Source organism: Planctomicrobium stercoris, assembly GCF_051465655.1.
Lineage (GTDB): Bacteria > Planctomycetota > Planctomycetia > Planctomycetales > Planctomycetaceae > Planctomicrobium.
Genome location: NZ_CP195791.1, coordinates 1,564,518 through 1,589,347 on the forward strand (window position 1 = coordinate 1,564,518; position 24,830 = coordinate 1,589,347).

At 57.9% G+C, this 24,830-nt stretch carries 26 protein-coding genes; 14 read left to right on the top strand and 12 right to left on the bottom strand.

Annotated elements, in window-relative coordinates; genetic code table 11:
• Positions 1–53 precede the first annotated feature (53 nt).
• Both SH661x_RS06445 and SH661x_RS06450 read left to right on the top strand, forming a co-directional pair.
• A complete protein-coding gene (locus SH661x_RS06445) occupies positions 54–1,589 on the top strand; it encodes an outer membrane protein assembly factor BamB family protein (RefSeq protein WP_437229165.1) in 1,536 nt (511 codons plus the stop codon).
• Between the two features lie 256 nt (positions 1,590–1,845).
• Entirely contained in the window at positions 1,846–2,022 is a 177-nt protein-coding gene (locus tag SH661x_RS06450; protein ID WP_437229167.1) for a hypothetical protein, read from the top strand.
• 228 nt (positions 2,023–2,250) lie between these two features.
• On the opposite strand, the gene SH661x_RS06455 is transcribed toward SH661x_RS06450, so the two are convergent.
• The 3 genes from SH661x_RS06455 to SH661x_RS06465 all read right to left on the bottom strand — a co-directional run bounded on the left by SH661x_RS06455 (position 2,251) and on the right by SH661x_RS06465 (position 4,109).
• Positions 2,251–2,712 (bottom strand): RidA family protein, encoded by a 462-nt coding sequence (locus SH661x_RS06455; RefSeq protein ID WP_437229169.1) that lies wholly within the window; start codon positions 2,710–2,712, stop codon positions 2,251–2,253.
• Positions 2,713–2,846: 134 nt separating this feature from the next.
• The gene (locus SH661x_RS06460) at positions 2,847–3,008 is read right to left on the bottom strand and encodes a hypothetical protein (protein WP_437229171.1); all 162 of its coding nucleotides are present in this window, start codon (positions 3,006–3,008) and stop codon (positions 2,847–2,849) included.
• A 174-nt stretch (positions 3,009–3,182) separates the two neighbouring features.
• A complete protein-coding gene (locus tag SH661x_RS06465) occupies positions 3,183–4,109 on the bottom strand; it encodes a bifunctional riboflavin kinase/FAD synthetase (protein ID WP_437229173.1) in 927 nt (308 codons plus the stop codon).
• A gap of 408 nt (positions 4,110–4,517) precedes the next feature.
• On the opposite strand from SH661x_RS06465, the gene SH661x_RS06470 reads away from it, so the two are divergent.
• The 5 genes from SH661x_RS06470 to SH661x_RS06490 all read left to right on the top strand — a co-directional run bounded on the left by SH661x_RS06470 (position 4,518) and on the right by SH661x_RS06490 (position 9,670).
• The gene (locus SH661x_RS06470) at positions 4,518–6,101 is read left to right on the top strand and encodes a sensor histidine kinase (RefSeq protein WP_437229175.1); all 1,584 of its coding nucleotides are present in this window, start codon (positions 4,518–4,520) and stop codon (positions 6,099–6,101) included.
• A gap of 99 nt (positions 6,102–6,200) precedes the next feature.
• The gene (locus tag SH661x_RS06475; protein WP_437229177.1) at positions 6,201–6,644 is read left to right on the top strand and encodes a bis(5'-nucleosyl)-tetraphosphatase; all 444 of its coding nucleotides are present in this window, start codon (positions 6,201–6,203) and stop codon (positions 6,642–6,644) included.
• A 138-nt stretch (positions 6,645–6,782) separates the two neighbouring features.
• Complete coding sequence (locus SH661x_RS06480) at positions 6,783–7,706, top strand: fumarylacetoacetate hydrolase family protein (RefSeq protein ID WP_437229179.1); 924 nt, start codon at positions 6,783–6,785, stop codon at positions 7,704–7,706.
• 274 nt (positions 7,707–7,980) lie between these two features.
• On the top strand, positions 7,981–8,583 hold the full coding sequence (locus SH661x_RS06485) for an OmpH family outer membrane protein (protein WP_437229181.1): 603 nt from the start codon (positions 7,981–7,983) through the stop codon (positions 8,581–8,583).
• A 352-nt stretch (positions 8,584–8,935) separates the two neighbouring features.
• Positions 8,936–9,670, top strand: a complete 735-nt coding sequence (locus SH661x_RS06490) for a zinc metallopeptidase (RefSeq protein WP_437229183.1) — start codon at positions 8,936–8,938, stop codon at positions 9,668–9,670.
• Positions 9,671–9,839: 169 nt separating this feature from the next.
• Here the strand turns inward: SH661x_RS06490 and SH661x_RS06495 are convergent, their stop codons facing one another.
• The 3 genes from SH661x_RS06495 to SH661x_RS06505 form a co-directional block, all read right to left on the bottom strand.
• Positions 9,840–10,541, bottom strand: coding sequence for a hypothetical protein (locus tag SH661x_RS06495; RefSeq protein ID WP_437229185.1), 702 nt, complete (start codon positions 10,539–10,541; stop codon positions 9,840–9,842).
• A gap of 96 nt (positions 10,542–10,637) precedes the next feature.
• A complete protein-coding gene (locus SH661x_RS06500) occupies positions 10,638–12,278 on the bottom strand; it encodes a thioredoxin family protein (protein ID WP_437229187.1) in 1,641 nt (546 codons plus the stop codon).
• On the bottom strand, positions 12,268–12,903 hold the full coding sequence (locus SH661x_RS06505; protein ID WP_437229189.1) for a hypothetical protein: 636 nt from the start codon (positions 12,901–12,903) through the stop codon (positions 12,268–12,270). Before SH661x_RS06505 ends, SH661x_RS06500 begins: the two co-directional genes overlap by 11 nt.
• A 289-nt stretch (positions 12,904–13,192) precedes the next feature.
• On the opposite strand from SH661x_RS06505, the gene SH661x_RS06510 reads away from it, so the two are divergent.
• Positions 13,193–14,629, top strand: a complete 1,437-nt coding sequence (locus SH661x_RS06510; RefSeq protein WP_437229191.1) for a transposase — start codon at positions 13,193–13,195, stop codon at positions 14,627–14,629.
• 53 nt (positions 14,630–14,682) lie between these two features.
• Here the strand turns inward: SH661x_RS06510 and hemW are convergent, their stop codons facing one another.
• The 3 genes from hemW to SH661x_RS06525 form a co-directional block, all read right to left on the bottom strand.
• Positions 14,683–15,825, bottom strand: coding sequence for a radical SAM family heme chaperone HemW (hemW, locus tag SH661x_RS06515; protein WP_437229193.1), 1,143 nt, complete (start codon positions 15,823–15,825; stop codon positions 14,683–14,685).
• A 68-nt stretch (positions 15,826–15,893) separates the two neighbouring features.
• Complete coding sequence (locus SH661x_RS06520) at positions 15,894–16,661, bottom strand: alpha/beta fold hydrolase (protein WP_437229195.1); 768 nt, start codon at positions 16,659–16,661, stop codon at positions 15,894–15,896.
• Positions 16,662–16,677: 16 nt separating this feature from the next.
• Positions 16,678–17,778: a hypothetical protein gene (locus SH661x_RS06525; protein ID WP_437229196.1), complete on the bottom strand. Its 1,101-nt coding sequence runs from the start codon at positions 17,776–17,778 to the stop codon at positions 16,678–16,680.
• A gap of 132 nt (positions 17,779–17,910) precedes the next feature.
• On the opposite strand from SH661x_RS06525, the gene SH661x_RS06530 reads away from it, so the two are divergent.
• Entirely contained in the window at positions 17,911–18,933 is a 1,023-nt protein-coding gene (locus SH661x_RS06530; protein ID WP_437229198.1) for a ferrochelatase, read from the top strand.
• Positions 18,934–19,023: 90 nt separating this feature from the next.
• Entirely contained in the window at positions 19,024–19,965 is a 942-nt protein-coding gene (locus tag SH661x_RS06535) for an epimerase (protein ID WP_437229200.1), read from the top strand.
• A gap of 6 nt (positions 19,966–19,971) precedes the next feature.
• On the opposite strand, the gene SH661x_RS06540 is transcribed toward SH661x_RS06535, so the two are convergent.
• Complete coding sequence (locus SH661x_RS06540; protein ID WP_437229202.1) at positions 19,972–20,424, bottom strand: TadE family protein; 453 nt, start codon at positions 20,422–20,424, stop codon at positions 19,972–19,974.
• 250 nt (positions 20,425–20,674) lie between these two features.
• Between SH661x_RS06540 and SH661x_RS06545 the strand changes: the two genes are divergently transcribed.
• A complete protein-coding gene (locus SH661x_RS06545) occupies positions 20,675–21,019 on the top strand; it encodes a histidine triad nucleotide-binding protein (protein ID WP_437229204.1) in 345 nt (114 codons plus the stop codon).
• A 58-nt stretch (positions 21,020–21,077) separates the two neighbouring features.
• On the opposite strand, the gene SH661x_RS06550 is transcribed toward SH661x_RS06545, so the two are convergent.
• The gene (locus SH661x_RS06550) at positions 21,078–21,230 is read right to left on the bottom strand and encodes a hypothetical protein (protein WP_437229206.1); all 153 of its coding nucleotides are present in this window, start codon (positions 21,228–21,230) and stop codon (positions 21,078–21,080) included.
• A 237-nt stretch (positions 21,231–21,467) separates the two neighbouring features.
• On the opposite strand from SH661x_RS06550, the gene SH661x_RS06555 reads away from it, so the two are divergent.
• Positions 21,468–22,055 carry an ANTAR domain-containing response regulator gene (locus SH661x_RS06555; protein WP_437229208.1) on the top strand — a complete coding sequence of 196 codons (588 nt, stop codon included), beginning with the start codon at positions 21,468–21,470 and terminating at the stop codon, positions 22,053–22,055.
• 60 nt (positions 22,056–22,115) lie between these two features.
• Here the strand turns inward: SH661x_RS06555 and rlmB are convergent, their stop codons facing one another.
• Positions 22,116–22,859: a 23S rRNA (guanosine(2251)-2'-O)-methyltransferase RlmB gene (gene rlmB / locus SH661x_RS06560; protein ID WP_437229210.1), complete on the bottom strand. Its 744-nt coding sequence runs from the start codon at positions 22,857–22,859 to the stop codon at positions 22,116–22,118.
• 207 nt (positions 22,860–23,066) lie between these two features.
• On the opposite strand from rlmB, the gene map reads away from it, so the two are divergent.
• Positions 23,067–23,885 carry a type I methionyl aminopeptidase gene (map, locus tag SH661x_RS06565; protein ID WP_437229212.1) on the top strand — a complete coding sequence of 273 codons (819 nt, stop codon included), beginning with the start codon at positions 23,067–23,069 and terminating at the stop codon, positions 23,883–23,885.
• 169 nt (positions 23,886–24,054) lie between these two features.
• Positions 24,055–24,771 carry a glycosyltransferase family 2 protein gene (locus tag SH661x_RS06570; protein ID WP_437231175.1) on the top strand — a complete coding sequence of 239 codons (717 nt, stop codon included), beginning with the start codon at positions 24,055–24,057 and terminating at the stop codon, positions 24,769–24,771.
• Positions 24,772–24,830: the final 59 nt, after the last annotated feature.

Genomic DNA, 24,830 nt, shown 5'->3' on the forward strand with positions numbered 1-24,830 from the left:
ACAGTCCTTCCTCCTATTTCCGCCCGCCCAGGAACACATTCAAGGAACAAGAGATGTTGCTGTCTTCAGCGGTTCGGCCGACAAGGCAACTTCCCATCGTACTGGGCCTGCTTGCTCTGGGCCTGTCCATTGCCGCCTGCCAGAAGCACGTGGCCTCGGGTGTGATCGCTGAGGAGACCCGGGGGGAGGGCCAGCGAGTCGAGAAGAAGGAGGATGCGGCTTCAGGCTTGGGTGATTCGCACCTCGGGCATGACTGGCCGAAGTTTCTGGGGCCGCACGAGAATGGAGTTTCTGAAGAGTCGAACCTGCTCGAGAGCTGGCCGGAGCAGGGACCGGAGCTGATCTGGGAGATGACAGTCGGAACCGGTTACAGTGCTCCGAGTGTTCTCGGCAAGCGACTGGTCCTTCATCATCGACTGGGTGGAGAAGAGGTCGTCGATTGTCTGGATGCACAGACCTCCGAGCCGATCTGGCGGTACACCTATGCCAGCCGGTTTCAGGATCCGTACGGGTACAACAACGGTCCCCGCTGTACGCCGTTGCTGACGGATTCACGATGCTTCACGCTGGGAGCCGACGGTAAGCTGCTCTGTCTCAAGATTGAATCTGGGGAACTTGTCTGGCAGCGTGACCTGAAAAAAGAGTTCACGATTCCTGACGGCTTCTTCGGCGTGGGGGCCACTCCGATTCTTGAAGGGGAGAAGTTGATTGTCGCTGTCGGTGGTCAACCGGATGCCGGTCTGGTGGCCTTCTCAGCAAAAGATGGCGAGATCTTGTGGAAGGCAGTCGGACAGTCTACATGGGATGGGGCAGAGACTGGGTGGAGCAATGATCCGACCTATGTCTGGGAAGGGGATGAAATGATCGTCAGCTATTCCTCTCCCATGGCAGTGACGATTCATGATCGTCGACACGTCTTATGTCTGATGCGGCACGGGCTGGTCTCTGTCGATCCGGAATCAGGCGATGAAAACTTCCACTACTGGTTCCGCTCGCGTACGCATGAATCGGTCAATGCAGCACAACCTGTCGTTGTTGATGACACAATCATGCTGGGTGCTGCATATCGCGTCGGTTCTGTCTGTCTGAAGGTGAATGCAGATGGACGTGGCGTTGAGCAGGTCTGGAAGAATCCGCGAGACCTCTCGACACACTGGTCCACGACGCTCTATTCGCAAGGGCATTACTTTGGCTTCAGTGGCCGTCATGAGAATGAAGCGACGCTGCAATGCGTTGACGCTGCGACAGGTCGAGTGAAGTGGGAAACTACAGGTTGGGATGGTCAGGAAGAACTGCAACAAGATGCTGAGGGTCAGCCTGTCAGTAAGAAGACCGGCAAGCGATTGCCCTGGCCGTTCTATGGACGAGGCTCTGCGATCCTCGCTGATGGTAAGATGATTGTCCTGGGGGAACGGGGAACATTGGCGCTTGTGAAGTTGAACATCGATCAATGGGAAGAAGTCTCACGTTGTTCTGCTCCACGCATGAAATATCCCAGCTGGACAGCCCCCGTGCTTTCGCGAGGAAGACTCTATCTTCGATGTGAAGATGCGATGGTTTGTCTGCGGGTTGGCAATGAGGCTGAATGAAACAGTATGTCGATCGATGCTGCTGTGATTGTATTTTCGAAGAATTGGACGCTCGCGGATGTTGCGCGGACCCTTGTTGCAACGTGCTTTTGATGTTCCTCTTCTTCGTTCTCAAATGTTCTGACTGATTGACAACTTTTCAGTTGGCGAGGGTGTTGGTTCGTTGCTATAGTCCCTCCTTCGTCTAACTCATTCTCGGACTCGACGCTTCTGTACGGGACCGTAAGATTCACTTCTGTCTTCTCGGAGAGACTTGGTGCAAGAGCATCTGATTGAGCTATGTGTTGGTGAGACTCTTCAAGTCGGCCGCTATCGAGTCACACTGCTGCAGGTCAACGGGGATGAGTTGAGCATCGAAGTGGATGGGGATGACGAGAACTTCTGGAGCGAAGGCTTCGAAGACGATTTCGCCGGAGTGCTGCAGCCTCTGTAAGCAGTCCCGCAGGTCGCAGCTATTCTCGCTTCGCGACTGAACCTGATGAGTTCACGAATGCCGTGGTGCACGGACGCACGGCGGAGCGGATTGCTCAGAAGACTCGATGGCCGTCTGGCAGCATGTTCTGAAGCTGCCAGGGATGTTTCTCAAGACCAGTTGTTTCCACGGGGCAATGATTCTTTGCCGTCCCGTGTTCCGTGACCTCGCGATTTTCAAGGCGATTCGTCAGGCGACTTCGAAGACGAACTCAACCTCCACGGAGGCATTCAGCGGCAGGGCATTGACACCCACAGCGGCTCGCGCGTGGCGCCCTTTTTCGCCGAAGAGCTTCTGGACGAGTTCGCTGGCGCCGTTGGCGACCAGTGGTTGCTCAGCGAAACCGGTTGCCGACTGTACGAAGACTCCCAGTCTCACGACGCGCTGAACGCGGCTGAGGTCTCCATCGAGTTCCTGCTTGACGATCGCCAGTCCGTTCAACACGCACTGGGCAGCAGCCTGCTGAGCCTGATCGATGGGGATCTCGGACGGAACAGGGCCGGTCGCGAGGAGTGCCTTTCCGGCGAACGGAAGCTGCCCGCTGACGAAGATCAGGTTCCCGGCTCGAACGCACGGGACGTAGGCGGCCACCGGCTTCGGGGCTTCGGGGAGCATTAATCCCATCGACTGCAGTTGCGATTCCACGGACATTCGAAGTGCTCCTGTGAGGACCCGGCGGACGAGGGATAGTGAAGCCTGAAATCGTCACTGCCCGCTGGCCCGCACGCAATGCATGCAGCCCAGCGGGCAAGGAGATTTCATCTGATTCATCAACTTCGCAGCGATTACTTCTGGGTCCGCTGCAGCTGTTCAGCCTGACGACGGTACTTCAGAGCCTGGTAGGCGAGAGTCGACTGGCGGGGACGGCTTCCGGACAGCTTGGACAGGCGATCGTACTTCGCTGCCAGGGCCAGTTTCACATCAATCAGTGTTTTGGAGCGGTCCATGATTCTTAGCCTCGATTCATCTGCACCGAAACGGAGTCCGGCCGGATGAGATCTTTCAGTGTCCAATGAGTTTGCGAACTTTCCTTGGTCCCGCCGCCCGTCGGGCTGCCGGAAAAGGAATCGGGAAGTTTAGAGGAGTCCGCGGGCAATTTCCAGACAAATGCCCTGCGGGGATTACCGCGACTGGTTCAGCAGGTTGCGAATGGATGTAACGTCAGACTCGATTTGATGTTGCAGTGATTCTAAGGAGTCAAATTTCTGCAGTCCCCGCACGCGGTCGACGAGCTCCAGCTCCATCTCCTGACCGTAAAAATCGGCGGTGACGTCCAGTAGGTGGGCCTCCACCTTCCGGGTTCCTTCCGCGAACGTGGGGTTCGGACCGATGCTGACGGCCGCCTGATAGGTCTGATTCTGGACTCTGGCGCGGGCGGCGTAGACACCGTCGGCACAGAGCATTGTTTCAATCTGCTCGAGGTTGGCTGTGGGGAAGCCGATGCTGCGGCCGCGACGGGCGCCGTTCACGACTTTCCCTCGAAACGTATAGTTTCGGCCCAGCAAGGCAGCTGCTCGTCGCACATCCCCCTGCGAGATGGCCTGACGGACGAAGCTGGAGGAAACGATTTCTCCCTGCAGCGTCGTCGGAGCGACTATTTCCAGAAACTTTCCTGTCTCTCCGCAGAATTCCCGGAGTACCTCACCGTTCCCGGTCCGTCCTTTTCCAAAGTAAAAGTTCGGTCCTTCGACAAGTCCTGCCGCCCGCAGCTTCTTCAGCACAATTTCATCGAAAAACTCCCGGGGGGAGAGGGCCAGCAGGTTCCAGTCGGTGGGGTACTCCACGACGGTATCGACCCCCAGTGAACCGATCAGCTCTGCTTTCTGCTGCGGGGTGGTGAGGCGGGGAGGCTGCCGATCCGGATTCAGCAGTGCGGCCGGGTGGGGTTCGAAAGTCATCACGACCGCAGGGACCGAGAGGCGCTGGGCGTGATCGATAAGAGCGGAAAGAATCGCTTGATGCCCCAGGTGAACGCCGTCGAAGTTGCCGATGGAGAGAACGCACTCTTCCCAGTGATTCAGGTTTTCAAGGCCTCTCAAACGGTTCATGGATCGTCTTTAAACTCACTCTGCGAATCTGGCATCTGGTGCGGGCTGCAGCGAATCAATCTTTCCGCTGTCCCACCGGTGTCAATCAGCTTAGCGGGCTCCCCAATGGGATGCACGGCGGGAAGCATGCTGCCTGAGCGTCCCATTTTCTGCGTCGCTGAGAACTCGACAATCCAGAGACCACAGTTCCGGGCAAAAAGTGCGGCAATTCTCTGGCTCTGGACTCTCGACTCTTCGCTCCGGACTTGCCCGCACTCAGCTCAAAGCTGTGATTCCTGGGGCGAACGGGGTTGTTCTCGTGGCAAATCCACTGGTAGACTTCCGCTGGCCGGTTCGGGAAGAACGGTCGCCGCAGTGTGGGCAAAACACATCCGGCTGCAGCAGAGGCTGCGAAGAAGGGATTCGGTCGTGCTGCTGACGCGTTCAATTCGCTGGAAACTGATTTTCGTTCTGGGGTTGGTGGTCATGCTGGTGCTGGCCTCGACCACCTGCAGCCTTGTGGGACTCTCCGCCTATCGACGCACCGTCGAAGACCTGGAGCTGAGCACCGGGAAGCTGCCCCGGCAGTCCGATCTGGCAGCCTGCCTGAGCCTGCTGTTTCCTCCATTAGCTGCCGACTTTCCTCGGGACTCGGCTCCCTATGACGTTCGCCAGCGGGCCGGTGAGGCTCAGCGGGATCGCATGCAGGAAGTCTTCCATCACATTGCCGGCGAAGTCGAAGGAATCAAACAGTCCTGGCTTCAACTCCCCGATCGACTCCGCTCGAGTCGTCAGGAACTGGTCGGATTTGAAACTCTCTTCCGGACCGTCGACAACGGCCTGCGGACCATTCAGGACGTGATTCCCGGACTCGGGCGTCCTGAAGATCGTGAGGTGAGCGTTCAGGTCATCGGGAGCACGCTTGCGCAGATGCTGGATGTAGTTCGTCGTCTCCCGGACCCGGCCGGCCGGCTGGGGGAACGTCTCCGCGAAGCGAAGTCCGATTACCTGCTCCAGACGCGGCTGGCGGTCGGACTGGGGGTGATCTCCGTTCTGGTTCTGATCGGACTGATGAGCTGGGGGCACCAGATGATCTTCGCTCCGATCCGTGAACTCCATAAAGGGGTGAAACGGATTTCGATGGGGGATTACGGATTCCGCCTGAAGATCAAAACTCAATGTGAAATTGCCGAACTTGCTCAAGCATTCAATGAGATGGGGCGACGGATTCAGGAAGACCGCGCCAACAAGGAACGTGAAATTGAAGAACGCAGCAAGCAGCTGGTGATGTCCGAACGACTGGTCGGGGCCGGGTTTCTCGCCTCGGGAGTCGCCCACGAAATCAATAACCCGCTCTCTGTCATCATGACCGCAGCTTACGGGCTGGAAATGCGGCTGGATGATGAAGCACTCGCCCATCTTGGTGAAACGGATCGCGGGGACATCCGCGAGTATCTGGGGCTGATTCAGAGTGAGGCCGAACGCTGCGAGCGGATCACGAAAAAGCTTCTCGACTTCTCTTACGGCAAGGCGGAGGAACGCAATCGCTATGACGTCACGGCGATCGTTCAGGAAGTGGCCAACATGGTCGGGCATCTCAGCCGATATCAGGATCGTCGTGTGACGGTCGACCGGACCACGCCGCTGCATGCCTGGGTTAACGCTGCGGAGATCAAACAGGTTGTCCTGAATCTCACCGCCAATGCTCTGGATGCGACGACAGCCGGTGGCTATGTCGATCTTTCGCTTCGTGAATATCCCGAGGAGATTGAAATCGTCGTTGAAGACGATGGATGTGGGATGACTCCCGAGCAGCAGAAGAAGATCTTCGAACCGTTCTTCACGACCAAGGATGTCGGGAAGGGAACCGGGCTGGGGCTCTCTATCACACATCGAATTGTCCGTGACCACGGAGGAACGCTTGAAGTGGAAAGTGCCGGGGCAGGGCAAGGCTCCCGCTTCACGCTGCGACTCCCTCGCACCGCAGCCAAAGCACAATCCAGCGCCGCCTGAAACGTGACGTGCGATTTTCAGACTGACCTCTGACCCCCGACCTCTCCCCTCGGTCAACAAGACATCGGGAACGCTCCGTAACACCCTCAACAAGCCAGCATGTCCAGACAAGAACCCAAATCGTGTGGAGTCCTCATCGCCAGCGGCGACCCGATTCAATCCTTCCTGCTGATGAAGCATGCGGACCGCTGGGATCTCCCCAAGGGGCACGTCGATCCCGGAGAGACCGAGATCGAGTGTGCATTGAGGGAGATGCACGAAGAAACCGGAATCGATCCCGCTTTGGTAACGATCGATCCTGCTTTCCGCTACGTCCAGCAATACGAAGTGCAGAGTTCTCGCTACGGCGGAGATCGCAAGCAGACCGTGCTCAAGACGTTGATCATCTTTCTGGCCCGCATCGATCATCCGTGCGAGATTGTGCACACCGAGCACCTGGGCTCGCAGTGGTTTTCGTGGACCTCCCCACCGCCAGCCATTCAGGCCCGCACGATCGACCCCCTGCTGCAGCAGCTGGATCAGTTTCTGAGGGTTGAGGGTTGAGGGTTGAGAGTCCAGAGTCCAGAGTCGCTGACCGCTGACCGCAAAAACGTGTAGCAATCGCTTCGGGGGCTTGACTCACGCCCGCTCGCCAGCGATGACATCCTCTTCGAGCTACATTCTCTGGCTGGAGATTCCCCCATGCGCCTGTGTCGATTTCAGGATCAGGATCAAACGGCTTTCGGCTTCTATGTGAATGATGAAGTCGTGCTGGCGCTGCAGAGCGTCGAGCAGGCGCTGGGGCGTGAGCCGTTGCAGGTGTGCACGCTGCTGGACCTGCTGCCCGGGGGGCGTCTGCACTCAGAGCTTCAGGAGGTGGAACGACAGCTGACCCCGGAGTTGATCTCGGAACTCTCACGCCCGGTCAGCGACGTGAAGCTGCTGACTCCTCTGGCAGCTCCCGGAAAGTTTCTTCTGCTGGCAGGAAATTATCCGTTGCACATCCTCGAAGGAGGGGGGCAGGCTGAGGAACGCAAGAACACCATCCCTTATCTCTTCATGAAGCCCCCCAGTACGTTCACTCACCCCGGCGATCCGGTCTGTATCCCTGCCTGTTCCCCGGATCAGATCGACTGGGAACTGGAGCTGGGGGTGGTGATCGGCAGGACCTGTTCACAGGTTTCGGAAGCGGAGGCCTTGGACTACGTGGCCGGCTACACCATCGTCAACGACATCTCGGACCGCTCCTATCGGCCCAACCCCCAGCGGGTCCAGCGGCCACGCGATACATTCTTCGACTGGCTGCATGGGAAATGGCACGACACGTTCGCTCCCTGGGGACCCTGTCTTCTCCCCGCTGGGGAGTGTCCCGACCCTCAACAGCTGCGGATGGTCCTGAAGGTGAACGAGCGTGTGGAACAGGACGGAACGACAGCGGGGATGGTGTTCCCGGTTGCAGCGGTCATCGAGTTCATTTCCCGGTTCGTGACGCTTCAACCCGGGGACCTGATCGCGACCGGCACGCCCGACGGGGTTGGAAAGGCGAAAGGACGGTTTCTCAAACGGGGCGACAGGATGCGGGGGACGATCGAATCGATCGGCACACTCGAAAACCCCGTCAAATAATCGTTCTCAGGGTGCGACCTCATTTCCTATCCACTGCCCACGACCCCACCCCCCCACGGCACAAAATGCCGGAAATTCTGGATTCCGAAAACTCTCGGAGAACTGCCGTTGACGCAAAACGCCAGAATTGAGAGATTTCGCTACCTCTGCGGGGCAAGGTTGCACCGGGAGCTTCCATTGGACAAACCCGCAGTCGGCTGGGCTGAAGAATTCAAATCGTTCCGGAGCAACGGACGGCGCCGGCCTGAACGGACTCGCAAAGGAGTGCATCACAGTGAAGAAGTACAGCCTGTTGGCAGTCGCTCTGGCGACCGTTGGACTGTTTGGGGCCAGCCAGATGGCGATCGCCCAGGATGCTGCCCCCGCGCCGCATCAGATTGGCCTGATCGACATGGCCCACATTTTCAAGAACTACGACAAGTTCAAAGATCAGACCGCCGGCCTGCAGAAACTCGCTGAAGAAGCAGAAGCCAAAGCCCAGGCGATGATGGAAGAAGGGAAGAAGGGGCAGGAGCAGCTGCAGACCCTGACCCCGGGCAGCCCCGAATTTTCCCAGATCGAAGCCAAACTGATCAAGCTGAAGACCGAGCTGGAAACCTTCCGTCAGGTGGAGCAGCAGAAGATCGTCCGCCAGCAGGCAGACGTCTACAAGACCATCTACCTGGAAGTCCAGGACGTCGTGAACCGCTACGCTGAGTACTACAAGTACACGCTGGTGATCCGGTTCAACCGCGGCGATGTTGCCGACGCCGGTAACCCCCAGGCGATCATCCAGAACATGAATCGCCAGGTCGTCTACTACAAACATCAGGACGACATCACCGATCCGATCCTGAAGCACCTGAACGATCAGTACAAGAAGACCGCCAGCAAGTAGTTGAAAAGCAAATCCGAAATTCGAACGAAATTCGGGTCGAAAAAGTAGAAACGCAGAGATCGCAGGGAACGCTGAGAAAAGGGAGAGAGAAATCTCTTCACGTCTCAGCGAACTCCGCGCTCTCTGCGTTTCAAGCTTTTAAAGCATCATTTCGGATTTGGTCCTTCGGATTTCGGATTTTTCGAAAAAAGACTCAGCCCAAAAGGCCGCACACTCCCCATGTGCGGCCTCTTTTTTTTGATCTCCCAGCGAGATTTTTTCGTTAACTTTTAGGTCTACGCGAGTGGCACATTCGCGTCTATGATTTCCCAAGAACCCTGTTTCCTGTCCAAAAGCCAATTCGAAAACTGCCATGTTTTTCCCATTCTTCGATCCCTGGTACTTCGTCATTCTCTCACCAGCGATTCTGCTGATGATGTGGGCCCAGTGGCGCATCAAGAGCGCGTACGCCCACGGAATGCAGGTGCCCACGCAACTCTCCGGAGCGCAGGCGGCCCGGCAGATTCTGGATGACGCTGGGCTCGACTATGTCGACATTGAAGAAGTCGGCGGAACCCTCTCCGACCACTACGACCCGCGCGGAAAAGTCCTGCGCCTGAGCAGCGACGTCTACCGGACAAGGTCCGCAGCGGCGGTGGGGATTGCTGCGCACGAAGCCGGTCACGCGATTCAGGACGCGAAGCATTATGCCCCGCTGGTCCTTCGCAATCTCGCTGTGCCGGCTGCGCAGTTCGGCCCGATGTGGTTCATGGGCTTCCTGCTTCTGGGGATGTTCCTGCCAGCTCTTTCCGTCCCGATGGCGAAAGCCGGATGGGGGACGACCTTCCTGTGGGTGGCTGTCGGGGGATTCGCAGCTGCCGCTGTGTTTCAGATCATCAACCTGCCGGTCGAGTTCGATGCCAGCAACCGCGCGAAGCGCCTTCTCACCGACATGGGGATGGTGGATCGCTTTGGGGGAGAAGCTGTAGCCAACGTGCTGAACGCGGCCGCCTGGACCTACGTGGCGGGAACGCTGCAGGCCATTTTGGTGGTGTTCTACTGGATCATGCGGCTGGGCCTGCTCGGCGGCCACAACCGCCGGGACTGATCCCCCGTAGGGTCCGCTGTGCGGACCTTCTTCAACCCCTCGAATCCGCGTCGTCGTATCTCTGAATGTTCCGCTCTGCGTGTCAACGCGCAGATCGGGTGATCGAGATAAAGTTGAGTTGGTCTGGTCCGCACAGCGGACCCTACTTGGCTGGTCCTGGCCGTCAGAGCTACCTGCCGGGCACGTCATCCACCGGCGCTCCTGCGGAGTTCACCGACTCCGCTTTCCGGTTCGGGCTGTCGGCCGGGCCGAGGGGTTCTTCCGACGGGAGCAGCTGGGCGATGTCGACGCGGTTGGCGTCTCCTCCGAAGGCGGTCAGGTAGCCGAGAATTTCCTGGTACTGCCCGTAGATCCGCATCGAGTCGAAGCGGGTGATAAAACGGGTCCGGTCCCGGCTGTTGAGGCGCGTCCAGGCCACGATCGCTTTGTCGATCGCCCCCAGCAACACCAGTGCGTGAGCACTTTTGAGCTTCAGCTGCGACAACAGCGGGATGTCGGGATCACTGCCATCCAGCGCATAAGGCAGATCGATCAGCCCCCCGGATTGATTCTGAATTTCATCACCGCCGAAAGGGCTCTCACCGATTTCGATGACGTTGTTGGTGTTGATGGCCTTTTCGATCTTGTCTCCCAGCTCCGCTTTGTCCGGGTTGTGAGTCAAGCGTCGACGCCAGCGATCGCAGTAAACCAGCAGCGATGTCAGGTGCATCCGGGTGGGATCATCAAAGCCGCCCCGGTCGGAGAGCTCATCATTGGCGAGCAGCTCAGATCGCATCGTGAGCAGCGGGGACAGGGCAGCGGCGATATGCAGATTCCGCAGGGTGACGATGGCGCGGCGAAACTGTTCCTTGGCAGGGTCTCCGATGGGCATGATGGCTCCGGCTTAGGTAGTGGGTAGTGGGTAGTGGGTAGTGGGTTAGGAGTTGGGAGTTGGGAGGGAAAATTCCTACCCACTGCCAACTATCCACTAGCCCCTCACCACCGTTGTTAATGGGGCGACTTCGTCGACGCGGGCGTCGATCGCCTGGCGTAGGTTCTCAGCCAGTTGCGCAGCACTCGGTTCTCGCTGTCTGAGCTTTTCGAGTTCATCATCGAGGAACATGCCGCGGAGCGTGTCAAGTGTTGCCACACGTCCTTCTGTCTGGCGCAGTTCAAGTAGCTCACCTGCTTCATCCAGCTGGCGGGGAAAGGGTGCGGAAACAGCCGCTCCGCTCCTTTCCGATGATTTCTGAGAATGGGACCGGCCCGAGCGGTGAAGCCTGAACAGGCAAAGGGCTGTTGCTAACGCTGCTCCACCCAGCCCCCCCGTGGCAACCGAGCCTCCGATCACGCCAGCCCACTGCAACGCTGAGAGCGTGACCGGAACCCACTGAAGAATCGTCCAGCCTGGACGCTGCTCCGGCTTGGGTTCAGGCGGATTCTGGTTCGAGTGGATCGGACTGGAAGCCTCCGGCGGACCGACAATCGATGATTGCGTCGACACCCCCCCAGGCGAAGCGGGCGGTTCCGGCTTGTTCAGACCGAGCTTCGAAAGAAAGTCCGCAGCATCCTGATACCCACTCCAGCTCTTCTGCGGCAGAGTGAAGGTGGGCAGGTTTGTGATTCCCAAAGCAGACGCTTCACTCTGATGGAGGTCGAAGTTTTGCCACTTCAATTGGAACCCGGACAAGATCCGCTCCCGGAACGCGGAGTCCTGTTCGAAATCCTGTTTGAATTTCTGACAGGGAGGGCACCCTTCGGAAGTCCAGATCACCAGGACCGGGCGGGGGGCATCGCCAGCCAGTGGAAAAGGTGCTCCCCCGGTCGGAGGATGTAATCGACAGCGACCCTCTGCACAACGCATGCGGCAGTCGGACCTCATCCAGTTCAACCACCCGGATCGAAGAGATTCCACATTCAGGTTGTAGTGTCGCTGCAGGCGGACGGTCATGCCGGCAGGGTCTCGTTGAAATTCCAGTAGCTGGCTTGGACTTCCCCGTTCCAGAAGAAACTCTGCCAGCGAGAATCCCATTGCATACAGCTGCTGAATCTGACCTGCCGGTGGATAGTTTCGACCTTCCAGCCAGTCCAGAGTGATCATGGCTGGGTCGAGTTTCGAAGCGATACTCCTCAAGTGTTCGTGGACCTGAGGAGACTCCATGAGGACGGCACAGCCTTCGTCCAGCCATCGCTCGATTCCCTTGCGGGTGAGTGACGCCCGGACCATATGGTCGACCTCATGAGGAATCACATCACGCAGGATCGCTTCCCGCGTCCCCGCCACTTCCATCCGCCATCCGAAGACTTCCCCGCCGTGCATTTGAAATCGCGTACTGCCGCAGCCTGCGTGATTTGTGTATGAAAACTGAATCGGGCAGGGGGAAGACCATGCGCCGGGCAAGTCGTTTCCCGTCCAGAATCGGGCGGATCGGATGCGTGCCTGCTCTGCGACCCGCTGCATCTCGGCATCAGCACACCGGAAGTTCTCTCCGCTATGGGTGTCGCTGACGATGATAAAAAACGAGAGACCGAAAAATGCGAAGTTTGAACAGATCCCCCGCGACAACACAGACGTCCACGGGCCATCGGGTTCACTGGGCTGCTGGTGCGATTGCGGTTTACTTTGCATCGCAGACTCCCCGTGGATCCGCTGCAGTCAGAACGGACACTCGCTCGTACTTTCCGGTTCTCACCAGTTCACGCATCAGCCGGGCTGGGTGATAGCGGCTTGGATTCGAGTGATTCATGCGGTTGAGTCTCATGATGACGGCCGCCACGAGTTCCGAGCAGAAGAGCTGCTCGAGGTTCGCTCCGGGGAAGAACCGCAGGCTCTGGAAGACGCGTGTTCCAGAGAGCAGGGCTCCTCCCATGTCGTAGCCGATTCCCGGATCAATAAATTCGTCCAGCAGCAGCCGCGTCAGGAGACGGCTTTCTTCGATGGTCAGTCGATGAAACTGGGTCAGTCGATACAGGTCGACGCGGCCCCCAGCCTGCAGGTAGTCGTTGATGCGATCGTGTGGATGATGAGCCTGCGCCCCTGTGACCGGGAGACCGCGGATCAGGCAAGGGGTGTCGCACAGCGTCGTGGACTCCGTCCAGATCATCTCGCTTCGCCAGCGGCAGAGAATGGCCACATGCGAGGGGCCGACTCGTAAAATTCCAGGCGGAGCCAGCGACGCTGTCCCCCAGCGGATCATCCGTCCGGTCCAGTCGGCACCATGGCACGCAGCGATATCCCCGGGCAGAAATTCCATGGCACGGAAGAGAAAGAGGAGTCTGTGGCAGAGAGCGACAACTCCGGAAACACCCGGCGCTGCAAAGAACCGGGTCAGGTCGCGCGCGGTGGGGAGAGTTGAGAGTTGAGAGTTGAGAGTTGAGAGTCGAGAGTCGAGAGTCGAGAGTCGAGAGTCGAGAGTCGAACAAAACGCTACGGCGTTTTGCTAACTCCTAACTCCTAACAGCCCGTTGAATTTCCTTTCTTCGCTTGACAGATCTGGTAGATTGCCGGTGGTTCGGATTTCAGGCATTCAGGGAGGGTGACCGATGGCGTTGGGGAAGCGGGAGGAGTCGCAGCAGCAGGAGTTCTGGACTCCGACAGCGAGTCTCTCCAAAGGGCCGGGGCATGTCTTTTATGACAAGCTCAATCAGGTGCTGGCCAAGGCTGGCTTCGACAAGGTTCTCGAGGACCTCTGCTCCCCGTATTATGCCAGCACAGGTCGCATGTCGATCCCTCCGGGCGTCTATTTCCGCATGCTGCTGGTCGGGTACTTTGAAGGGATCGACTCCCAGCGTGGCATCGCCTGGCGGTGCGAAGATTCTCTCTCGCTGCGAAGGTTCCTGGGCATTCCGCTGGGGAAAGAGACCCCGGACCACAGCAGCCTGACACGCATTCGTGATCGACTCCCGCTGGAGATTCACCAGCAGGTGTTCCAGCTGGTGCTCAGCATCATCGATGAACATGGTCTCCTCAAGCTGAAGGCAACCGGTGTCGACTCCACGTTGCTGGAGGCCAACGCCGCCATGAAGACGATCGTCCGTAAGGACTCGGGCGAAGACTGGAAGGAGTTCCTCAATCGCCTGATGCAGGAGGAAGGGCTGATCGAAGAAGACGATGATCCCAGCGACGATGACCTGCGGAAGTTCGATAAAACCCGTCATCAGCAGGGGAAGAAGAAGGTCTCTAATGCCGACTGGGAATCGCCGTCAGACCCCGATTCCCGCATCGTGAAAATGAAAGATGGCCGCACTCATCTGGGCTATAAGGCTGAGCATGTGATCGACCTGGAGAATGAGTTCATCCTCTCCGCCACGGTGTGTCATGGGACGAACAGTGATGCCGGCACGCTCATCGAAAGCGTGGTGAATGCCCAGCAGAACGTGATTCTCGCTGGGAGTCCGGAAGAGATTGAAGAGGTTGCTGCCGACAAGGGGTATCACAAGAACGAGACGATCACGCAGGCCACGCAGCTGGGACTGCGAACGTACATCCCGGAGCCGAACTCACAACACCATCGCAAGTGGATCGACAAGCCGGAGGAGGTCCAACAGGCAGTGCTCAACAACCGCCAGCGCATGAGTCGATCCAAGGGAAAGGACCTGCAGCGTCAACGCAGCGAGAAGGTGGAACGCAGCTTCGCCCATGTGTGTGAAACCGGCGGAGCAAGGCGAACGTGGCTGCGAGGATTGGAGAAGATCAACAAGCGTTACCTGATCGTGGCTGCAGCCAGGAACCTGGGTTTGCTGATGCTCAAAGCATTCGGCATCGGCAAACCCAGAGGATTGCAAAGCGGACAGAGGGCACTGCTGGCACTCTGGGGAACCTGCACGCTGCTCTGGGCCGCCCTAAGAAACCGCCTGCGATCGCTCCAGGCAAGGACAGCTCATCCGATGGCGTTCCGAGACATCAACTGGCAATTGACCCCACAGCGACCACGTACACCCCGGAAACTCCAAATCATGCCAACTTCAACGGGCTGCTAACTCCTAACTCCTAACTCCTAACTCCTAACTCCTGCCCACTGCCCACTATTCCCTCAAAAAAACTCCGACATCACCGTGTCGGCCACGAAGCGGCCTTCACGGGTCAATCGCAGGTGCGTCGCAGTCTCTTCCAGCCAGCCGGCGGTGAGCAGTTGCTGGTAAGACTCCGGCGCGAGGTCGCGAACTTCGACGTTGTAACGGGAACGAAATCGGGACAGGTCAATTCCTTCGATCTGCCGCAGCCCCAGCATGACTGCTTCCCGTCGACGCAGATCGGCATCCCACTCTTCCTGCTCCTGAACCGGGGAATCGCCTTGCTGAAGTTTGCGGATCCAGTTGGTGACGCTTCGGTGGTTGAGCCTTCGCACGCCGTTTTGAAATCCGGCAGCTCCGGGCCCGATTCCGTAATAGGGTTCGCCCCGCCAGTAGACTTGGTTGTGCTGACACTCTTTCCCGGGCCGGGCGAAGTTGGAAAGTTCGTACTGGCGGAAGCCGGACTCTGGAAGTCTGGTCATCGCCAGGGAATACATGTCCCGCTCGAGATCTTCAGTGACCGGTTGCAGCGTGTTCTTCTCCCGGCGAGTCCAGAAGGCGGTTCCTTTCTCGTAGGTGAGCCCGTAAGTGGAGATGTGTTCGGGGTGGAACTGGATCGCTGCAGTGAGGGTCTCGTCCCATTGTGGAAGTGACTGGCCTGGAACTCCAAAGATGAGGTCCAGAGAGACGTTTTCGAACCCGCGTTCGCGAAGCTGGCGGATGACATCGGCGACAGTCTCAGCGGAATGGGTCCGTTCGAGAGTGGCCAGATGATCTCCATGGAAGGACTGCACCCCGAGGCTGACGCGATTCACTCCCGCGGATTTCATCACCTCCATCCGTTCGGGGGTGAGGCGTTCCGGATTGCACTCCATCGAATACTCTGCTCCCGATTTCAGGGGGAGCCATTGTTGAAGTAAGGCGAACAGCTTTTGCAGATCGGCAGGCTCGAGGTAGCTGGGAGTGCCGCCACCGATGAACAGCGTTCGCATCGAGCGGGGGACTTCCAGCTGTTGTCGCAGTTCGGTCTCGAGCGATTTCAGGTAGGCGGGAATCAGATCATCCCGTCCAGCGATGACAGTGAAGTCGCAGTATCCGCACTTGTGAAGGCAGAACGGCACGTGGATATAGGCGGACGTCGGAACGTCATCAATGCGGTCCATCAGCAACGAAGAGTCTCTTTCAATGCGGCGGTCTGAGACGGCCTCGGATATGACGTCGGCCGGCTGGCTCAGGGAGCGGCAGGGTTGGGAAGGCAGTCTGACAAACGTCCCGCAGCCAGTGCAGGGACGTCACACCGTTCTTCCACCTGCATTAACAGAGGAGCAACGTGATTGCGGACAAACCGGGGTGCTGTGAAGCCGAAGTGCCCCGCCAGATGGCGGTCACGACAGTATTCCAGGCGATAGGGCATCTCCTGAAACTTGTCTGCTTCGGAAAGTGTCAGCTCTCGCTTCTGGAAACCGACCATCCCGGCGCTCAGGGAATTGCGTCCGTCCAGAGTTCCCGCCACGGCGGTGAGAAGTCCCAGGAAAAGCACATCCGCCAGTGACGTGAAGTTCCAGATCTTTCGTTCGACGTGCTTCAAGGCGGGGCGATAATCGTAGGCAGGGGAAATGGCGGCACCCAGCAGGACCGCTCCGGAAATGCTCGACTTCTCGGGCATGCCGTGGAGGATGTGAAGTGCCATCGCTCCTCCTCCGGAGTGTCCGATGAGAAAGACGGGGCGGTGCGGCCAGCGTTGCCGATACGAGAGCAGTTTGTCCTGAATGATCTTCGCCTGCAGGTTGTGTAACCGGCGAGACCGGAGATTATACAAGGCCAGCGGCCAGCGGCAGGTCCAGTCGTGGATCTCAACCGCGTACGGGACCCCGGCATCTTTCAGGCCCCGACGGATACAGCGGTTCAGCCAGCTCCGCCCCTCAATCCCCGGCAGGATGATGACATATCCCCGCTGCAGACGTTCGTCCGTCATCAATGGTTGGTGAAGGTGGGACATGGGCATGAAAACCGGATCAGGAAATGGAAACGTTTGTCATGTGGAGGTCCGCGAGTCCGGGATTCAGCCACCAGGTGCGACGCTGGACCGGAATGCCTGCGATCGTTTCGGGGGATAGCGGAACCGCTTCCGAAGCGGGGGAGGTTCGGGAGTGCAGCCAGCTTACTCCTTCGGTGCCGGAGTTCAATCGCTTCGACCATTCCCAGCCGATCCGGCCCATGGTCCAGCGGGCGTTCACATCCTGAACGGGTCGAAGCCGGATTTCATTTTCTTCGCGGTAGAGCATGGAATCAATTCCGACCGGTCCGAAATATCCTTCCTGCTGCAGACTCGTGACGATTTTCAATTGTGTGTTGAGAAGAGTTTCCCGCGCGGAACCGGAAATCACAACAGGATTCATGCGGCTTCCAGCATAAACTCCCCGGGAATCGCTCAGTAATTCGGTCAATCCGAGCAGCTGTGGCTCTCCTGTCGCAGGGATCTCCCATTGCACGCCGATTTCGCAGACCCGGTCCAGCAGGGGCTCGATGTGAACTCCCGCCTGCCGTTCGATCAATCGACGCACTGTGGCCAGTTGTTTGTCGGTGGGGAAATCGCTTCCTCGCAGCTGTCCTCGCCCCGCCTGTCCTTGAAGGGGTTTGACGATCCACGCGCGGCCTGCGTTGAGATTCTGCTGAATCAATTCCACAGCCTGCTCCAGCGTGCGGGCGATCCCTTCTCCCGACAAGATCTCACCCAGTTCCTGGCAGATTCCGAAAGCAAAATCCCGGGAATTCACCCGCCAGACCACCTCCTGATCAGGGGCGGTCGTGGCGATCTTCAGGGTGGCTGCCAGCTTGCGGACACTCGGGGTCCAACCCCATGGAATCAGGATTTCTGATTTCGAGCTGTGAAGGTCTGTCGCGGTCAGTGGGTGAACGGGGGGAGCCCCCAGACCGGTCATTCGCTTCCAGAACTCCGGGGAGATTGGTCGGGGAGTGAGGATTTCGTCTCCGGGTTCAGCGACCGCCAGCCACACGCAGGCCAGTTCTGCTTCCAGCTGTTCAACCTGCTGGGTGGAGTTATGACCGGGATCCCAGGCCTGTTCGAACGAAAAATTGCCGACAAACAATCGCATTCCGGATTCTGCCGTCAGCGTTTCGTGGGGAAATTCAAAAAACTCGCTGTGCTGGCAGCATGGACGAGTTTGGAACATCGACAATAATCATTCATTCGCATCCCCGCCAATATTGGCATTCAGGAAACTCCCGTGACCCAACCCGCATACGATGCCATTCTGTTTGTGTCCTTTGGCGGTCCAGAGAAGCGGGAAGACGTTATCCCTTTCCTTGAAAACGTGTTGCGAGGGAGAAACGTTCCGCTCGAACGAATGCTCGCAGTTGCCGAGCACTACTATCATTTTGACGGTGTCAGCCCGATCAATCAGCAGAACCGGGAACTGATTGCCGCTGTCCGGGAACAATTGCCCCTGCATGGGGTCGATCTCCCGATTTACTGGGGAAATCGCAACTGGGACCCGCTGTTGCCGGAAACGCTCTCGCAGATGGCAACCGATGGAGTCGGCAAGGCGATCGCGTTTGTCACCGCTGCGCACAGTTCGTACTCGGGGTGTCGCCAGTATCGGCAGAATATTGAAGATGCCTGCACCAGCGTCGGTTCGGGGGCTCCGCAGGTCGACAAGATCCGGGTCTTCTACAATCACCCCGATTTCATTGCTGCCAATGCCGAGCGCCTGAAAAGTGCTTTGCAGGGGATGACTGAATCTGAACGGGAACGTTGTCATGTGGCCTTCACGGCTCACAGCATTCCCATGTCGATGGCCCGCAGCTGCGATTATGAACGTCAGTTGCTGGAAAGCTGTCGCCTCGTGGCGGACGCGACGGGAATTCCGCCAGAACGCTGGAAGCTGGTCTATCAGAGCCGCAGCGGTCGACCTGAAGATCCGTGGCTGGAACCCGATGTCCTGGATCACATTCGCGATCTGAAAACGGAAGATGTTCCGGCGGTGGCGATTGTGCCGATCGGTTTTCTCTCGGATCACATGGAGGTCATGTACGATCTGGATATCGAAGCCCGGGACCTGTGTGCTGAGCTGGGAATCACGATGCAGCGGGCCGGGACGGTCGGAACGCATCCCCGCTTCGTGGAGATGGTCTGCAAACTGATCGCGGAACGGGTGCGAGGGGATGTCCCTGCGGAGTCGATCGGACAATACGGTCCGAACTGGGACATCTGCCCCGTCAACTGCTGCCCCGCGCCGGTTCGCCGGTAAAGTGGAGACTCAGGACGCTGGTTAAAGTCGACAGTTTAGTGCGGTACAAGGCATTGGATCATCCCGCGTCTTGTCCCGGATTGTCGACCAATGAGCAACGAAAACGCTGAGTCTGTTTTGATTGCGGGGGGAAGTGGCTTTCTCGGAGGATCTCTCGCCAGACATCTGAGTTCACAGGGAATGGATGTCACTATTCTTTCCCGGTATCCGCCCAAGGTGAATGGACCCTGGAAATATGTCAGCTGGGATGGCCGGACGTTAGGCGGATGGCAGCGAGAATTGAACGGAGCGCTCGCCGTCATCAATCTGGCAGGCCGGAGTGTGGACTGTATCAAGACGCCTGCCAATCAGGATGAGATCCTTCGGTCTCGGGTGGAAGCGACGCGCGTTCTTGGGATCGCGATGCGGTCGGTGGAAACTCCGCCCCCTGTCTGGATTCAGATGAGCACCGCTCATATTTATGGAGATCCTCCACATCTCGTCTGCTCCGAGGACTCCCCGTTCGGATACGGGCTGGCCCCTTTCGTCGGTCGTGCCTGGGAGCAACAATTTCAGGAGAGTGTGCTGCCAGCTCAGAGACAGGTGATCCTGCGGACCAGTTTCGTGATTGGGCAGGATCGAGGGGCAGGAGGCGGCGCTTTGTCCCGTTTCAAAACTTTGGCGAAACTGGGGCTGGCGGGCAGAGTGGGGTCAGGCACACAGGGAATGAGCTGGATTCACGAGGCCGACTTGAACAGGCTTTTCGAGCGTGCGTTGCGGGATGTGAAGATGCAGGGAGCCTATATCGCATCGTCTCCGAATCCGGTGTCTCAGGTGGAATTCATGCAGACATTAAGGGAGGTGATGGGGGTCTTCGTCGGACTTCCATCGTTTTCGTGGATGATCCGCGCGGGAGTTCCGCTGCTCTTCCGGTCGGATCCTGAACTCGCGCTCTATGGGCGATATGTCGTCTCCGAGCGACTTGAGAAAGAGGGATTCGAGTTTCAGTTTCCCCAACTGAATGCGGCTTTGCGCAATCTCCTGGTCACCTGAAATTTCTTACTCATGGTGCATGGCACACACACCTCGGAGCTTGGTGTTTGCGAGGAAGCGGGGCGGGAAGTAGGCGACTTTGTTGTAAGGGACGACGACTGTGACCTTGCACAGATCGCGTGGTTTGGAAGCTGCCAGCTGATTGTTGGGGTTCTGATTGCCGGTTCCGGGAGTGACGGAGATCTCGACCGTCACGTCGTTCACGGTGATTCCTTTGACCGTGTCGACGACGTACTGCTTGACCTGTGTGGTGACAGAGCTGTTCGTGGAGCCTTCGAGTATGGCAGTCCGGGCTCCGAAGCGAGCGGCGTTGGTCGCGAGCTGTCCGACCATCATCGCGCGGCCAAATTCCATCGTGCCCCAGATGACCACCAGAAACACCGGCATCACGATCGCAGTTTCGACCAGAACTGCTCCCGGGCGAGAATCGGTTTTGACGGGGGAAAAATGGCGTCGCATAGGTTCGCTCTTTTTGCCAGACGACCGGAATTCGGCCGATACACGACACTACTTCGAAAAATTCAATCGGGCGGTCGGAATGGTCTGGAGTGATGCAAATTCGCAACGTCCCTGTGGCGTTTTGGAACGCCTGTGACGACTGTATCGCGAACCGATATACTGACTCTGCCGGTGATGCTGTCTGGACGGATTGCCTTCGGGACAACAGCGAAGCGGCTTCAGCGATTCTTCAACCACTGCGGAGAGACCGATGCCAGAGAAGACGATCTTCAAGAAGATTTTGGACCGGGAGATTCCCGCACAGCTTCTTTATGAGGACGACCTGTGCATCGCGTTCCGCGACGTCAATCCTCAGGCCCCGGTGCATATTCTGGTGATCCCCAGAAAAGAGATCCCCTCGCTGAAAGAAGTCACGGCGGAGGATGAGCCCCTGTTAGGGCATTTACTGGTGGTCTGCAGCAGACTGGCGCGGGAGCACGGCCTCGGCAACGGGTATCGAACCGTGATTAACGCTGGAGAGGATGGGGGGCAGACGGTGAACCACCTTCACATCCACCTCCTCGGACAGCGACAACTCTCCTGGCCGCCGGGGTGATGGCATTTCGCAGTAACCATTGATCTCTCAGCAGGTTCCTGCGCGGAGATCTGGCGATCTAGGTCCTGCTCGGAAGATGCAGATCGAAAAGAATTTCGGCGCAGCGGGACAGAATCTGCGTGACTGCGTAGATCATCGAGGTACTGAGCGTCGCCATCACCATCAAGAACAGGGTCAACAGCGTTGCGACAAAAATGCCGGTGAAAGTCATGATTCTTCCTTGAATACGGTGTCCGGTCGAAAAAATCCCCAACCTGAAGGAGCCAAGACGAAGTGCGGGCCGTATGTCGCCTCAACATCCCTCAGGTTGGGAGCCTCAATTTGATCTCTAAACTGTCTCTGTCGGCCTGAGGCAAGGAATTTGCAAAGTGTGTGCCAGAGCAGCGAGACATTCCTGCTGTGGATGGATTTTGTTGAATTCCCCTGCAAAACATCTGGAGTTCGAGTCATGTCGCTTCCCAAGTCGTTGAAAATTTTGCTCGCGCATGGCAATCAGGCGACCAGGTTGATGGTTCGGCAGACACTCGAGAGTTTGGACTGCATCGTTTTCCCGGACTGTGAAACCGTCACCGATCTGATGGATCGCTCGCTGCAGGAGAAGCCGGACCTGATTATTACCGGAGTCGAATTGCAGGACGGCGATGCGCTGAGTGCACTGATCGCTGTCAGTGAAGTCACCACGATACCAGCGATCATCATGACTCCTCAGCGTTCACTCGAGATTGTCGAGAAGGCGCTGCATGATCACGTCATGGCGTACCTGATGGAGCCTTTGAATCTTGCGGAAATCGAACCGACGATTTATCTGGTCCTGCGACGGTTCGACCAGTTCGAAGAGCTGCGTCAGGAAGTTCAGGACCTGAAGCAGGCACTGCTGGATCGGAAGGAAATTGAACGGGCGAAAGGGCTTCTGATGGCCTCTCATCAGGAGACCGAGGAAGAGTCCTACAAGCGATTGCGGCGGCGGGCGACCGATCGCCGGATCAAACTGATCGATGCGGCCCGGGAAATTCTGCTCGAACACAGTCCACGATAAATAGCTGGGCTATCTGGTCATACTGAGGCGAACGGGAAGGGGCGTCTTCTCGGGCGATCGTCACGCTTCCCGCTGTCGTCGAACTTCATAGCACAGAATTCCGGCAGCGACAGCAGCGTTGAATGAACCGACATGTCCCTGCTGCGGAATGCAGATCTGTGCGTCGCACAGGGTCAGGAGTTCCTCCGGAATTCCCGACCCTTCGTTTCCAATCAGCAGGGCGGTGGCTCGCTGCAGATCGGTCCGGGCCGGGGAGCGATCCCCTTTTTCGCTCGCTCCAATGATCTGAATCCCTTGCTGCTGAAGGTTTCGACAGGTTTCCGTCAGGTCCGGGGACTGCACGATCTGAAGGTAATTGACCGCACCAACCGAGCTGCGTGCGACATGTGAAGAAACGGCAGCCTGACCCGCTGTCGGAACGAAGACTGCATCGACTCCGAACAGGTCCGCGGACCGGAGAATCGCCCCGAAGTTGAACGGGTCCTGAATCCCAGCGAGCACCAGGACGAAACTTCCGGTCCCCAAACGATTCAGAACGGCAGCGGGATCCGCGTAAGGGTAGGGGGGCATCTTGGCGGCAATCCCCTGATGATCGGTCGTGCCGCAAAGGCGTCCCAGTTCTCCACTCGTCATTTCCGCGATGTCGATGTCGAGTCGACGTGCCAGGACCAGCGTTTCCGTGGCTGCGGCCTCTTCGAGAATCTCGGGAGCGATCGCGATTTCAAATGGCACCCAGTGTTCGGCCCGGAGTGTTTCCAGGACAGCATGTCTCCCCCACAGCCAGCATTTCTGATGGTTGCCCATGAGGGGGGAACTTCGATGACGCCGTTTTTTCTTTCCGACCACAATGACCGCCAGATAATGCCTCTGCAATTCACGGGAAGGTCGTACTGTACCGAAAGCGCCGTCCAGAGTTCAGAGATCGGGAATCGCGGGGGGAAAACCGGTCGCTGGCGGACTTGCCCCCTTTCTACTTCCCCATCAGAATATAAAGATTCAGAAAGCCTTCTCATGAGACGACTGATCCCATTTCGCAAGCAGACGAAACTCCCGCTCTATCTTCTTGAGGAAGAGCAGCTGGGACTTCGTGCAGCCTGCAGTTTCAACGCCAGCGTGCTCGACTTTCTGCGGGACCATATCCGCGCCGGCGTGACGACCAATGAACTGGATCGGCTGGCAGAAACCTATACCCGCGACCACGGGCATCAACCCGCATGCTTTGGATATAATGGTTATCCGAAGTCCATCTGCACCAGCGTGAACGACGTTGTCTGTCATGGCATTCCCGATGACCGGGAACTGCAGGAAGGGGACATCGTCAACGTCGACTGCACGACCATTGTCGACGGCTGGTACGGCGATTCCTCCGAGACATTCCTGATCGAACCGGTTTCCAGGGAAGCCCGGCAGCTGGTTCAGGTGGCGTTCGATGCGATGTGGGAGGGGATCCGCGCGATTCAACCCTACAGCTCCGTGTTCGATATCGGAGTTGCGATTTCGCGATTCGGACGGGTTCACGGATATGGCGTCGTCGAAAACTTTCAGGGACATGGCATCGGCCGCATGTTTCACCAGGATCCAGGCATCCCGCATGTCCCGATTCGCCGCAACCGTCGGGATCTTCTGGTTCCCGGCGTTTCGTTCACCATCGAACCGATGTTGAACATGCGATCCGAGAAAACACAGGGGCCGCTCGCTGACGGCTGGACGATCCTCACTCTGGATGGCAGCCTGTCCGCCCAGTTTGAACATCAGATCCTGATGACTGAAGAGGGGCCGGAAGTTCTGACCCGCACACAGCGCGGTCCTCAACCCGGGCATGTGTTTTGAGACAGGGGGGTGGGCACAGTCAGGTTGAGCACGAAGCCGAAGCGTGTGCATTTCTCTTTCGCCTGAAACTTCGATGAATGGCATTCCTCCGCTGATGAGCAACACGACTGCAACTTCTGATTCACTTACCTTCACGCCGCAGGCCAGACAGCTGCGGGTTGTGGCGGTCATGCCGGCGTACAATGCCGCCGCGACGCTGGAACGGACTCTCGCCGACATTCCTGCCGGGATCGTGGACGAGATCATTCTCGTTGACGATTGCAGCCGGGATGAAACGGCAGTTCTGGCCCGGAAGCTCGGATTGACAGTCATTGTCCACGAGAAGAATCGGGGCTATGGCGGGAATCAGAAGACCTGTTACAAGCAGGCTCTCGAGAGCGGCGCCGACTTCATCGTGATGATCCATCCCGATTATCAGTACGACAGCCGCGTTGTGGGGGCTGCGGTGGAATTCCTCCGTCTTCAGATCTGCGATGTCATTCTCGGTTCTCGCATTCGCACCCGCCGGGAGGCCCTGGAAGGGGGCATGCCCGGATGGAAGTACATTGCTAACCGCTGCCTGACCACGATCGAGAATATTGCTCTGGGGCAGAACCTCGGCGATTTCCATAGCGGGTTTCGCGCCTATCGCCGCGAAGTGCTTGAGCAGATCCCCTGGGAAAGCAATACGGACGACTTTGCCTTCGACAGCCAGTTCCTCGCACAGTCTGTCTACTTCGGTTTCAAGCTGGGGGATATCCCTGTCCCGGTCCGGTATTTTGATGAGGCGTCGAGCATTAACTTCCGACGCTGTGTGAAGTACGGGATGACGACGCTGTGGGTTCTCCTGCAGTTCTGGCTGCAGAAGTTGCGGCTGGCTCGCTTTGCGATCTTCAAACGGCCCTGATCCTTTTTGCAATGAAATTGCAAATTCCTGATTGTCCGGAGTGTGGACAGCCGGTATAG